This window comes from Rhizobium atlanticum, from assembly GCF_030182485.1.
Lineage (GTDB): Bacteria > Pseudomonadota > Alphaproteobacteria > Rhizobiales > Rhizobiaceae > Rhizobium.
The window spans coordinates 32718-44769 of the sequence record NZ_JAQJCJ010000018.1; the positions used below are offsets into that span (position 1 = coordinate 32718).

Below are 12052 nucleotides of genomic sequence, written 5' to 3' on the forward strand. Positions count from 1 at the left end.
GCAGGTAGAGCGTCAAGTCGCGGACAAGGGAATCATGGCTCGAATGGCGCTTCTTGCACTTGCGAATACGCTTCTTATAACAGAAGCACAGCATGAAGGAGTTGCCGGATGCCGACCCTGTTCCGTTTCCTGTTCTTCTGCGCGATCCTCGCCGGGACGGTTTACGGAGCGATGTTGGCGCTCGTGACCTTCGTCGAGCCCGAGCCGCGCGACGTGACGATTCGTCTTCCCTCCGAGCGGGTCAACCCGCCGGCGACGGGCACAATCAACACGACCGGTAAGTGAGTGAGATGATGGATCTAAGCCGCGTCCACGTGGAATCCTTTCTGGAAATGATGAGCGCCGAACGTGGCGCTGCCGCCAACACCCTGCAATCCTACCAGCGCGACCTCGACGATGTCAGCGCTTTCCTGAACGGCCGCAGCATAAGGTTGACCGAAGCCGGTTCCGCCGACCTGGCCGCCTATCTCGCCTCGCTCGCCCGTCAGGGCTTCAAGCCCTCCTCGCAAGCACGCCGGCTCGCCGCGATGCGGCAATTCTACAAGTTCCTCTATGCCGAGGGCCTGCGGACCGACGACCCCACAGGCGTTCTCGATGCGCCGAAGAAGGGGCGTCCGCTGCCGAAGACAATGGGGGTTGAAGAGGTCGGTAGGCTGCTGTCGCAAGCGCAGGCCGAGGCCGACGACCCGGCCCCGGGCCAGTTGCAGCGCCTGCGCATGCTGGCGCTGCTGGAACTGCTCTATGCCACCGGCATGCGCGTCAGTGAACTCGTCTCGCTACCGGCCCGCGTACTTGACCAGGAGGGCCGTTTCCTGATGATCCGCGGCAAGGGCAACAAGGAGCGGCTGGTGCCGCTGTCGCACTCGGCGATCGCGGCCCTGAAATCGTATGGGCGCCTGCTGGCGACCGAGACCGCCGCGGCGAAGGAGCCGCAGGAAAGCCCTTGGCTCTTTCCTGCCGCCTCCAAGGAGGGATACCTGCCGCGCCAGGTTTTCGCCCGCGACCTCAAGAACCTGGCGATCCGCGCCGGCCTGACGCCGTCGCTGATCTCGCCGCACGTCATGCGCCACGCCTTTGCCAGCCACCTGCTTGCCAACGGCGCCGATCTGCGCGTCGTGCAGGAACTCCTCGGCCATTCGGACATTTCGACCACACAGATCTATACGCATGTCCTCGAAGAGCGGCTGCAGCAGCTCGTCCAGATGCATCACCCCCTTGCCAAACAGGCGAAAAAGCACGAATAGGACCGGCGACAAGGGGCGGAGCCAGGAAAACGCCCCGGGCACAAGGAACGGAAACGCACCTCATGCACAATTATCTCGACTTCGAAAAGCCGATCTCCGACCTCGAAGGCAAGATCATCGAGCTGAAGAAGCTCGCAATGGAAGACGAGAGCATCGACACCACCGATGAGATCGGCAGGCTGGAGGTTCGCGTCCGCGAAGCGATCGTCGAAATTTATTCCAAGCTCAACGCCTGGCAGAAGACGCAGGTCGCCCGCCACCCGCAGCGCCCGCACTTCGTCGATTACGCCAAGACGCTGTTTCAGGAATTCACCCCGCTTGCCGGCGATCGCAAGTTTTCCGAGGATGCCGCGATCCAGGCGGGCCTTGCCCGCTTCCGCGGCCAGCCCGTCGCCGTCATCGGCCAGGAAAAGGGCAACGACACCAAGACTCGCCTGAAGCACAATTTCGGCAGCCCCCGGCCGGAAGGCTACCGCAAGGCGATCCGCATCCTTGAAATGGCTGACCGTTTCGGCCTGCCTGTCATTTCGCTGGTGGATACGGCAGGCGCCTATCCCGGCGTCGGCGCCGAGGAGCGCGGCCAGGCCGAGGCGATTGCCCGCTCGACGGAAATGTGTCTCGGCGTCAAGGTTCCCCTCGTTTCCGTCGTCATCGGCGAGGGCGGCTCGGGCGGCGCGATCGCGATTGCAACCGGCAACAGGGTCTATATGCTCGAGCATTCGATCTACAGCGTCATTTCCCCGGAAGGGGCAGCCTCCATCCTCTGGCGCGATTCGACCCGCGCCCGGGAAGCGGCGACCAACATGAAGATCACCGCCGAAGACCTGAAATCCCTCGGCGTCATCGACGGCATCATTTCCGAGCCGCTCGGCGGCGCCCATCGCGATCCCGATAGCGTGATTGCCGCAACCGGCGACGTGATCGCCAATGCGCTCGGCGAAATGGCCTCGCGTTCCGGGGAACAGCTGCGCAATGAGCGGCGTCAGAAATTCCTCAATATGGGCCGCAACCTCTAAGACAAGTTGCGCTTTTCCGCGATTGGGGCCAAATCTTGGCCACATTGATATTATCTGTAACATTCGCGCTTGCGGGGATGTTCGAGGCACGTCATAGGCTGGTAAGGGTTTATAAAGTATAAGCCGCCTATGATTCCTTCCAATGCCCGAACTCCATAGGCGGACCGGGTCGCACTATCTTTATGGGCTAGTTTGGATGCGCATACGTCATTTTGCCTATGTTTCCGTCATGGCGCTGGCTCTCGCCGGCTGCAACGATACGCTGGAAGTGGCGCAGGTCGATCTTTCCAAGGTCAAGAACAAGGTCGAACAGCCGCTCCCTCCCCATATCCTCAACGCCATGGCCGCTAAGGGCATGGACCGCAATTCGCCCATCATGATCCGCATCTTCAAGGAAGAAGGTGCAATGGAGATCTGGAAAGCGAAGACCGACAACCGTTTTGACAAGATCGCCGATTACAAGATCTGCGCCTGGTCCGGCCGCCTCGGTCCGAAGGTCAAGACCGGCGACCGGCAGGCGCCGGAAGGCTTCTACGAGCTGACCCGCGCCAACCTGAACCCGAATTCCAAATATTATCTGGCGATCAACACCGGCTTCCCGAACCGCTACGACGCAGTGAACGGCCGCACCGGTTCCGATCTGATGATCCACGGCGCCTGCTCGTCATCCGGCTGCTATTCGATGACCGACCAGCAGGTGCTGGAGATCTATGCCTTTGCCCGTGACGCCTTCAAGGGCGGCCAGTCGACCGTGCAACTGCAGGCCTTCCCTTTCCGCATGACGGCGGAAAACATGGTCAAGCATCGTCTCGACCCGAACTATGACTTCTGGAAGATGCTGAAGGTCGGCTACGACAATTTCGAAGTGACGAAGCGCCCGCCCGAGGTGAACGTCTGCGAGAAGAAATACGTCTTCAACCAGCAGGCAACCGATGGCGGCGCCTTCAACGCCGCCGGCAAATGCCCTGCCATGTCGACGCCGCCGGCGCTGACGGCAGCCCTTGCCTCCTACGGCAAGACCTATGACGCCGACTATGCCAAGGCGATGAGCAAATATGACGGCATGGCCTGGTACGATCCGTCGGAAGCCGAGCGCAAGGCCGTGGTCGCCAAGCTGCGCAAGGGCCGCGAACTCGCTTTCGCGCCGACAGGCACCTCGCTGGAAGCCGGCCGCATGGTCAGGGTCGCCGAACTCGAGGACCTGATGGCCAAGCGCACGACGCAGAGCCTCACCGCCAACTCCGCGGCCGGCGCCACACCCGCAACGCCGGCCCAGCCGCAGGCAACGACCGTCGCCGCCGCAACGCCTGCGGTCGTGCCGGTGCCGATGCAGAATCCGCTCGCTTATGCCGCGCCAGCGCCCGAACCGCAGGAGACGGCAGAAGCCGCGGCAAAGAAGCCGTTCTGGAAATTCTGGGCGCGGAACTGAACGGCTTGAACCCCGTTCGCTACGATCTTCGCGGCCTGAAATGCCCACTCCCCGTGATGAAGACGCGCCGGAAGCTTGCCGCCATGACAAGCGGCACGCTCGTCCTCGTCGATACCAGCGATCCGATGGCAGTGATCGATATGCCGCATTTCTGCAATGAGGACGGTCATGAACTGGTCGCGACGGAAAAGACCGAAGACGGCCACCGCTTCCTGATCCGCAAGCGGTAAAACATGTCACTTGACGTAGCAGCCTGAAAAATCGGACTCGATAAGAACGACGCGGCGCGCCTTTAGATGCGCAAACCCGGAATGGCGAGTGGATTGTCGGACAGCGCCTGACGATCCGGTGTGTCGATCCGCGGCTTGCCGAGGAAGGCGTCGAAAAGATCCTTCACGAAAGCTTCGGGCAGATCCTTGGTGATCAGCACCATGCGCGTGCGCCGGTCTTGCGGATCAGGCCACGCCGGCAGCCGCACCGGCGGGTGAAAGATGCTCTGGACGCCGTGCAGCACCAGCGGCCGTTCCGGTCGGTCGGAGACGGATACGATCGCCTTCATCCGCAACAGCTTTTCGCCATGGGCCGAGCGCAGGAGATCGACGAACATTTCGAGCGCCATCGGATCGATCGGCTTTTCTTCGACGATGGAGAAAGACCGGATCGAAGCATCGTGACGATTGACGTCGTGCGGATCCTGCTGAGCATGATCATGATGGTGGTGGCCGTGGTCATCACGATGATGGTGATGGCCATCGTGATCGTGGTCATGATCATGATGATGCGCCTCATGCGCATCCTCGTCCTGCAGCCAGCGCCCGACATCGGCGATCTTCGTTGCCGGGTCGTAGAGACCGTTCACCAGGAGCGCGGCGCCGCCGGCCTCGGCGCCGTCGGCATCCATCATCGCCGCGCGCGGATTGAGCGTCCGCAGGCGCTGTTCCAGCTCCGCCGTTGCGCCGGCCATCGACCTCTTTGAGACAATCAGCCGGTCTGCAACCGCAGCCTGCCTGCGCGCTTCTTCGTGATTGTCGAGCGTCTGCAGCCCATTGACCGCATCGACGACCGTCACGACGCCGTCGAGTTCGAAATTTGTGGCGATGACCGGATTGCCCATGATTGCCTGCATGACGGGCGCGGGATCGGCAAGACCGGTCGTTTCGATGACGACGCGCTTCACCGGCTTGACGCGGCCCGTCTGGATGGCGTCCATCAGGTTCGCCAGCGTATCCACAAGCTCGCCGCGCACCGTGCAGCAGAGGCAGCCGTCGGACAATTCGATGATCGAATCGCCGGAACTTTCGACCAGCAGATGGTCGATGCCGACATCGCCGAATTCATTGATGATGACAGCCGCATCCTTCATGTCAGGATCTTTGAGGATGCGGTTCAGCAGCGTCGATTTGCCGGCGCCGAGAAAGCCGGTCAGGATGGTGACCGGAATCCTGTCGTTAAACGCGCTCATATCTGCCTTACCTTAGAAGCCCATCTTGTCTTAAAACGCGGTCGGGCGCGGCAGCGGCACCGGCACGTTGGCGATGCCGCCAGCCGTATCGCCGGTCGCCACCTTTTCCGGCTGCTGAGACGGCTGCGGGTCCTGCCCCGGAATGAGGCCGGCGAAGACGAATTGCGGGTCGTGGTCCATTTCCAGAATGTAGGGCGAGTGCACCTTCATGCGGCCGACCTCGTCTCGCGTTTCGCTGCGTATCTTGGCGCCCTTGGCGCTGCATATATCGGCTGTAATGTCGGTCACCTGGTCTTGTCCGGGGCCGTAGGGCTTTAGCGAACCCAGCGTCTCATTGCCGGGAAACTGCGTCGTAAAGCCCTTCTGCAACAGATTCGCCGTCGCATCGGCACGCGCCGCGAGACTGTCCGTGCCGAGCACGACGGAAACAAGCGTACGGCCGTTGCGCGTCGCCGAACCGATCTGGTTGAAGCCCGAGGCGCAGATGAAGCCAGTCTTCATGCCGTCGGCGCCGGCGAAGCGGCCGATCAGCATATTGAGGTTCGGCACGTTCTGCTGGCCGGTGGTGAAGCCCTCGAGCGCGAAATAGCTGGCATATTGCGGAAACTCGCGACGCAGCGCCACCGTCAGCACCGCCAGGTCGCGCGCCGTCGTATATTGCCCCTTGCCCGGCAGGCCGTTCGGATTGACGAAATGCGAATCCGTCATGCCGAGCTTCAGCGCCTCGCCGTTCATCCGGGTCACGAAACCTTCCTGCGTACCGCCGACGGCTTCTGCGACCGCGACCGCAATATCGTTGGCCGATTTCACCATCAGGATCTTCAAGGCACTGTCGAGCGTCAGCTTCTGGCCCGGCTTGAAATACATCTTGGCGGCCGGCTGCGCGGCGGCGCGCTTGCTCATGACGATGGGCGTATCGAGGCTGATCTGGCCGGCGCGGATCGCATCGAAGACGGTATAGACGGTCATCAGCTTGGTGAGTGAGGCCGGATACCACTTTCGGAAGGCTTCTTCGTGTTCGAGAACGCGGCCTGTCTGCACGTCGACGAGAATATGCGGATTGGCCTGGACGAACGAAACGGAAGCGACAAAAGCGGCAGTTGCCGCAACCATGAAACGAAACGGCCGCATGGCGGCAAACAAACGGAAGTGGCTCGTCGACACGGTTCGTCCTTCAGATGTCCGGAAAATCTCGCAACCTTCATCTATCTAGCCTATATGGCTATGACATGGCAAAGGTCATTGACGAAGTAATTGCACGGGCCTCACGCCCATTTGAAGCGACGAACGATTGTCGGAATTTGATAACAGGAACGCCAAGATGCCGATTTTGAACAGAGCCGCCGAATTGCAGGACGAAGTCGCCGAATGGCGCCGCCATATCCATGCCCGGCCCGAGCTTCTTTTCGCGGTGGAAAACACGGCCGCTTTCGTCACTGAGAAACTCAAGCAATTCGGGGTTGACGAGATCGTCACCGGCATCGGCCGCACCGGCGTCGTCGGCCTAATCAAGGGCAAGGGCGAAGGCCGCCGCACGATCGGCCTGCGCGCCGACATGGATGCCCTGCCGCTGACTGAAATCACCGGTAAGCCCTGGGCTTCGAAGACGCCGGGCAAGATGCATGCCTGCGGACATGACGGCCATACCGCCATGCTGCTCGGCGCTGCGAAATATCTCGCCGAAACCCGCAATTTCAATGGTAATGTCGCCGTCATCTTCCAGCCCGCCGAAGAAGGCGGCGGCGGCGGCAATCTGATGGTCAAGGATGGCATGATGGAGCGCTTCGGGATCGAAGAAGTCTACGGCATGCACAACCTGCCGGGCCTGCCTGTGGGACAGTTTGCGATCCGCAAGGGCGCCATCATGGCGGCAACCGACGAATTCACCGTCACCATCAAGGGCCGCGGCGGCCACGCCGCCCAGCCGCACCGGACGATCGACCCGATCGCCATCGCCGCCCAGATCGTCGGCAATCTGCAGATGATCGCCTCGCGCACCGCCGACCCGATCCGCTCGGTCGTCGTTTCGGTGACCAAGTTCAATGCCGGTTTCGCCCATAACGTCATCCCCAATGATGCGACCTTCGCCGGCACCGTTCGCACCCTCGACCCTGAGATGCGCACACTTGCCGAGACGCGCTTTCGGCAGATCATCGAGGGCCTGGTCGCGGCTCATGGGGCCGAGGCCGAAATCAGCTTCAACCGCAACTACCCCGTCACCGTCAACCATCCCGATGAGACCGAGCACGCGGTCGCCACTGCGAGCGCCATTGCCGGCGAAGCAAACGTCAATGCCGAAATCGATCCGATGATGGGCGGCGAGGACTTCTCCTATATGCTGAACGCCCGTCCCGGCGCCTTCATCTTCATCGGCAACGGCGACAGCGCTGGCCTCCACAACCCGGCCTACGACTTCAACGACGAAGCCATCGCCCACGGCATCTCCTACTGGGTGCGCCTTGCCGAACAACGCTTGGGTCTCTGATAAGAATTAAGGCTTGGCTTCGCGCCAAGCCTTTTGTATGCATGGCATCCAAGTGGTCCCGTAGCTCAGCAGGATAGAGCATCAGATTCCTAATCTGGGGGTCGCGCGTTCGAATCGCGCCGGGATCACCATTCATTTCAATTACTTTAAGGCATCAAGCCTGAGCTTTCATGTTGTGTTTGTGGTGCGCCGGCTTCCAAGCATTTCCCGCTGTTTCCCTGCAGTGGCGGCGAATCCGTGCAACATGGGATGCGACATGAAACGAGGATGCAGATGGGATTTCACGGAACGATCGATGAATTAAAGCAACTTGCAGGTACGATAGGGCTAGAGGGAGAATGGCAGCCCAAGCCGAACAGCTGCTGGCGTATGGTTGGGAAAAACCGCGCCGGCCTTAATTGGTCGTCGAGTAAGGGCACGCTCTGGTACGATGGCCCGTCACCGGCAAAAGAACAGCTTCAGTCCGCTGTCGAATCCGCACTTAATGGCGGGGCTCCCGCGCCGCAACCGGCAGCAGGAGCAAAAACGATCTTTGTTGTACATGGACACGATTCGGTTTCGCGGGAGCAGCTTGAATTGGTTCTCCATAAACTTGGCCTTGAACCGTTCGTCTTGCAAAACACGGACGGAGGAGGGCTGACCATCATCGAAAGTCTTGAAAAGATGATCGGCAAGAATGCCGAGAGCTATTTCGGGATCGTTCTCTTGACCCCAGACGACATGGGTTACGCGAAAAAAGATGGGGAGGCTGAAGCTAAACCTCGATCGCGACAAAACGTGATTTTGGAGATGGGAATGCTCCTCGCGTCACTCACCCGCGAGCGCGTTGCGATCCTACAAAAAGGATTCGTCGAACATCCATCCGACACGGCCGGAATCATTTACATTCCATTTAACGACCACGTGAAGGAAGCGGTGCCAAAACTGGCGGCTCGACTTCAGAAGGTGGGAATTGATCTCGACGGCGCTGCGATCGCGCGTGCGTCCGCTTAACCCTAAGCGTAGTTTATAGCTGTTAGGAGGAACCATCGATATGTCTGGCATAGCGGAGCAAAAAGAACGCGAAGACGAGGAGCGCGATTACAAAGCTTTTCTTCAGCAGCTTATCGAGGGCGAGGATATTACAGGCGCGGCTGCCGGCGTCACAAAGAAGGTGATCACAGACGGTGAAGAGAGCCTTGTCGGAGGACAGATATGGACTTTCGACGAGCATGTGAAAAAACCTTACCTGTCCCCGAAGTGTTCGCAATGCGGCGACCATATTTCATGGGACCAGGCATATTACGCCCTTCACGGCGGCGGTCTTTGCGCGAGCTGCCAGCACGATAAGGATAAGTTCTTCTCTAAGGACTGACTTCTCGATCCTGCGATCGCTAACGTGCCAGTCTGCTGTGTACAACCACGACTGGGCGTTGACGATCCGCGGCCGCAATCTCAGCCTGTTAGCTAGGTGCGAATCGAGCGGAGATCGGAATGGGAGAGTTGATTCCTGGTGACGACGGCAACCTTGTTGAGGAGGTCGGCTCCTGGGCAACCGCAAAGCATGAGTACCTGCGGAGATATATCGATATCTCCCGCGGTGTCAGGCAGCGTTTTATCGGGCCGCGCACTGCCGGCGCTACTTACATTGACCTATTTTCGGGGCCCGGCCGAGCCAAGATCCGCAACGGCGAGTTCATCGATGGCAGCTGTGTTGCCGCCTGGGAAATGAGCCGCCGGGGCGGTTCCCCCTTCTCGGAAGTCATCATCGCTGATTCCGATCCTGTCCGACTGCAGTTGGCCGAGCATCGCCTTCGGAAGGCTGGCGCGCCTGTAAAAGCTCATCTGGGAAAAGCCGCCGATACCGCAAAAGTCATTGCAAAGGGTTTGAATCCTTATGGACTGCACTTTGCTTTCATCGATCCCTTTAATCTGGGTGCCTTTGACTTTGAAGTGATGAAGGCCTTCGCAGGCTTTCAGCGCATCGATACGATCGTTCATGTCAGTAAGATGGACCTCCAACGTAATCTCGGCTTCAATGTGAAGGCGCAGCAGGATGCTTTCGAGATTTTCGCCCCCGGCTGGAGGAGTGTTGTCGATCTTTCGCAACCGCAAGCGGGAATTAGGCGTGGCGTGTTCGATCATTGGCGCAATCTCGTCGCGGGCGCGGGCATTGCTCCGTCAGCGAATATGAAGCTCATCACGGGCAGCAAGGGCCAGCACCTCTACTGGCTCCTGCTTGCCGCCAAACACGACCTTGCGCACAAGTTCTGGAACGAGGCGTCGAATGATGGACAAGGTTCGCTGTTCTAAGCTGAAGCCGACGGCATCTCGTCCCATGTTCGGCCGCGGTAGGAGCGGCCGGCAGCTTTCTTATTCTTGCCGCCCCATTGCTTGAAGAAGAAGGCGGAATTTGCATCGCCGCACATATCAAAAATCTCATCAATCCAAGCTGGATCCAGATAGCGCGCATTAGGCCCGGATTCGCCACCGACGATCGCCCACTGTATGCCGTCAAGGCGACCACCAGCGACGGAGCCAATGAGCGGCTCGAACGATACGAAACGGACCGCAGCTGGCACCTGGCGCAAATCGTCCAGCCGATGAAGCACCCGCGAATCTTCGACGCTGGTTCCAAGCCAGACATTCGGAAGAACATCGAAGCCGGCGCCGCCAACCACTTCAGCCATTCGGTCAGGGCGTTTGGTAAGTATCTGATAGGTATGCCGGCGCGTGGCGCTCATAGCTTCCCAAACCCGCCGGATAAAATTTATTGGCACGTCGGGATGGAACAAATCGGACATAGAATTTACGAAGACATTGCGGGGCCGCTTCCAGCTTTTCGGTATGTCAAATGCTGCCTCATCGAGGTAGAGCTTTCCGGTCCATTTGGCGCGTCCGCCGGTTTTCCTCGTTAAGTCTCGGTACTTCTCCATCCCCATGGCATCGAGGCGAGCTGCCATGCGCATGGCGTAGCAGTTGGTGCAGCCAGCGCTCATAATGCTGCACCCGGCAACAGGATTCCAGGTTGCGTCTGTCCACTCGATCGATGTCTCAGCCATAGGACGATTCTCCCAACATTGGCATTTGAATCTAATTCTAATTTCTTAAGAGATATGCATCACCGGCGAAGCCGGCCGGGCACCACCTCCCTCGTAGAACACCATCTTGAAGTCGCGCAAAATTCCCCAACCTATTGGAAGCCCATCCTGGAAAATGGATTTCCTACAGCTCCGCGACGAGAGCCGCGCGCTGATCGCGGCTCTGCCGGCATATTCCCTTCGCTGGATCAGCCCGCCGACCTTGCTGCGCTTCGGGTGCTTGCCTGAGCCCTGAGAATGTGAAGCCGAGACTGCAGTAACAGAAATTCCCGATGCGGATTTCAGCTTCAATCGCTGCCCCTTATGAAAGCTCCCGTGCTAACCTATGGCACCTGACGATAGGCTCCTCGTCTTCTTATGATCCGCCGTGCCCCTAGTCCCAGCAACGCCGCCACAACCGATCCGCCGACAAAACCGATTGCGCCCCAGACGAGGCCGGCAAAGCTCATAGGCACCCCAGGCACAAAATCGCGCCAGGTATTGGCGAAAACCACATCATCCGCATTCCTTAGCAGCACGAAGGGCTTGGCGACGGGGGCCGCGGCGCCGAGTTTCAATTGCTGCGACTGCAGCCTTTCATAACGAGTAATCGTGCTCTGCATCGAGACGCCGCGGTCGCGCAGGAAATCATCGGAAGATTGGGCATAGGCGTTCAGCGCCTGCTCGCGGTCGAGCTGATGCTGGGCGGCTTGGCGGTTGAAGTCCTCGACGATGACACGCAGCTCATCGATCGCGCCGCCGATCCGCTGGCGATATTGCTGCGCAAATTCAGGCGCTTGCGAAAAGACCGTGCCGCCGGCAAGTCCGGCGACAAGGGCGATGATCCTTGCAATCTGTCCCACGACCGTGGGCTGTTTCCTGCGCTAACGATCCGCGGCCGCAAAGGTTTCTGCCTTCGACACAATCGGTAACGCTATGTGATTGAACCGGCGGCGCTTCCGGCGAGTTGAGACTATGACCAACTCAGAAAGAGAGGCTCGTCATGAAACAGTTCATTCTTGCTTGCACGCTCGCTGCAGCGTCCGTCCTTTCCGCCATGCCGTCCCAGGCGGCAAGCGTGACTATCACCACCGATAACCCGCGTCCTTATTATGGAGATTTGGAGCGTCCTTATTATCGCGATTCGGAGCGCCCTTATTATCGCCACCGGCCCTACTACCGCCATCACATGATGCGCCGCGTCTCCGATGATTGCTTCACCAAGACGGAAAGAATCCGCCGTCACGGCCATACGATCATCAAGGAGACCCGGATCTGCCGATAAGGCGGTCCATGCATGAAAAGCCCGGCCGCTCCTCCCCGGCCGGGCTCTTCAGGAACTTCGCAACATCGGCTG

General features: G+C 59.6%; 15 protein-coding genes and 1 tRNA gene. 11 read left to right on the top strand and 5 right to left on the bottom strand.

What is annotated here, in order from left to right:
* Positions 1-108 precede the first annotated feature (108 nt).
* The 5 genes from PH551_RS23920 (at position 109) to PH551_RS23940 (ending at position 3919) form a co-directional block, all read left to right on the top strand.
* Entirely contained in the window at positions 109-285 is a 177-nt protein-coding gene (locus PH551_RS23920) for a hypothetical protein (protein WP_157131434.1), read from the top strand.
* Positions 286-290: 5 nt separating this feature from the next.
* A complete protein-coding gene (gene xerD / locus PH551_RS23925; protein WP_085779654.1) occupies positions 291-1244 on the top strand; it encodes a site-specific tyrosine recombinase XerD in 954 nt (317 codons plus the stop codon).
* A 62-nt stretch (positions 1245-1306) separates the two neighbouring features.
* Positions 1307-2260 carry an acetyl-CoA carboxylase carboxyltransferase subunit alpha gene (locus PH551_RS23930; protein WP_085779655.1) on the top strand — a complete coding sequence of 318 codons (954 nt, stop codon included), beginning with the start codon at positions 1307-1309 and terminating at the stop codon, positions 2258-2260.
* A gap of 196 nt (positions 2261-2456) precedes the next feature.
* Positions 2457-3689, top strand: coding sequence for a L,D-transpeptidase family protein (locus tag PH551_RS23935; RefSeq protein WP_285195309.1), 1233 nt, complete (start codon positions 2457-2459; stop codon positions 3687-3689).
* A 5-nt stretch (positions 3690-3694) separates the two neighbouring features.
* Positions 3695-3919, top strand: coding sequence for a sulfurtransferase TusA family protein (locus tag PH551_RS23940; RefSeq protein ID WP_085779657.1), 225 nt, complete (start codon positions 3695-3697; stop codon positions 3917-3919).
* Between the two features lie 62 nt (positions 3920-3981).
* On the opposite strand, the gene PH551_RS23945 is transcribed toward PH551_RS23940, so the two are convergent.
* Together PH551_RS23945 and PH551_RS23950 are read right to left on the bottom strand one after the other, a co-directional pair.
* Positions 3982-5151, bottom strand: a complete 1170-nt coding sequence (locus PH551_RS23945) for a CobW family GTP-binding protein (protein ID WP_285195310.1) — start codon at positions 5149-5151, stop codon at positions 3982-3984.
* A gap of 30 nt (positions 5152-5181) precedes the next feature.
* Positions 5182-6315 carry a D-alanyl-D-alanine carboxypeptidase family protein gene (locus PH551_RS23950; protein ID WP_285195311.1) on the bottom strand — a complete coding sequence of 378 codons (1134 nt, stop codon included), beginning with the start codon at positions 6313-6315 and terminating at the stop codon, positions 5182-5184.
* A gap of 157 nt (positions 6316-6472) precedes the next feature.
* Between PH551_RS23950 and PH551_RS23955 the strand changes: the two genes are divergently transcribed.
* The 5 genes from PH551_RS23955 (at position 6473) to PH551_RS23975 (ending at position 9928) form a co-directional block, all read left to right on the top strand.
* Positions 6473-7636 (top strand): M20 aminoacylase family protein, encoded by a 1164-nt coding sequence (locus PH551_RS23955; RefSeq protein ID WP_285195312.1) that lies wholly within the window; start codon positions 6473-6475, stop codon positions 7634-7636.
* 54 nt (positions 7637-7690) lie between these two features.
* Positions 7691-7767, top strand: a tRNA-Arg gene (locus tag PH551_RS23960).
* Positions 7768-7903: 136 nt separating this feature from the next.
* Positions 7904-8629, top strand: a complete 726-nt coding sequence (locus PH551_RS23965; RefSeq protein WP_285195313.1) for a nucleotide-binding protein — start codon at positions 7904-7906, stop codon at positions 8627-8629.
* A gap of 40 nt (positions 8630-8669) precedes the next feature.
* On the top strand, positions 8670-8990 hold the full coding sequence (locus PH551_RS23970) for a zinc-binding metallopeptidase family protein (protein WP_285195314.1): 321 nt from the start codon (positions 8670-8672) through the stop codon (positions 8988-8990).
* Between the two features lie 119 nt (positions 8991-9109).
* Entirely contained in the window at positions 9110-9928 is an 819-nt protein-coding gene (locus PH551_RS23975) for a three-Cys-motif partner protein TcmP (protein WP_285195315.1), read from the top strand.
* Here the strand turns inward: PH551_RS23975 and PH551_RS23980 are convergent.
* The 3 genes from PH551_RS23980 to PH551_RS23990 are packed head-to-tail and all read right to left on the bottom strand — an operon-like array spanning position 9925 to position 11558.
* The gene (locus tag PH551_RS23980) at positions 9925-10677 is read right to left on the bottom strand and encodes a DUF5131 family protein (RefSeq protein ID WP_285195316.1); all 753 of its coding nucleotides are present in this window, start codon (positions 10675-10677) and stop codon (positions 9925-9927) included. The genes PH551_RS23975 and PH551_RS23980 overlap by 4 nt on opposite strands.
* A 45-nt stretch (positions 10678-10722) precedes the next feature.
* Positions 10723-11007, bottom strand: coding sequence for a hypothetical protein (locus PH551_RS23985; RefSeq protein WP_285195317.1), 285 nt, complete (start codon positions 11005-11007; stop codon positions 10723-10725).
* A 32-nt stretch (positions 11008-11039) separates the two neighbouring features.
* A complete protein-coding gene (locus PH551_RS23990; RefSeq protein ID WP_285195318.1) occupies positions 11040-11558 on the bottom strand; it encodes a DUF2937 family protein in 519 nt (172 codons plus the stop codon).
* 140 nt (positions 11559-11698) lie between these two features.
* On the opposite strand from PH551_RS23990, the gene PH551_RS23995 reads away from it, so the two are divergent.
* Complete coding sequence (locus PH551_RS23995; protein WP_085779661.1) at positions 11699-11980, top strand: hypothetical protein; 282 nt, start codon at positions 11699-11701, stop codon at positions 11978-11980.
* The last annotated feature ends 72 nt before the right edge of the window (positions 11981-12052 follow it).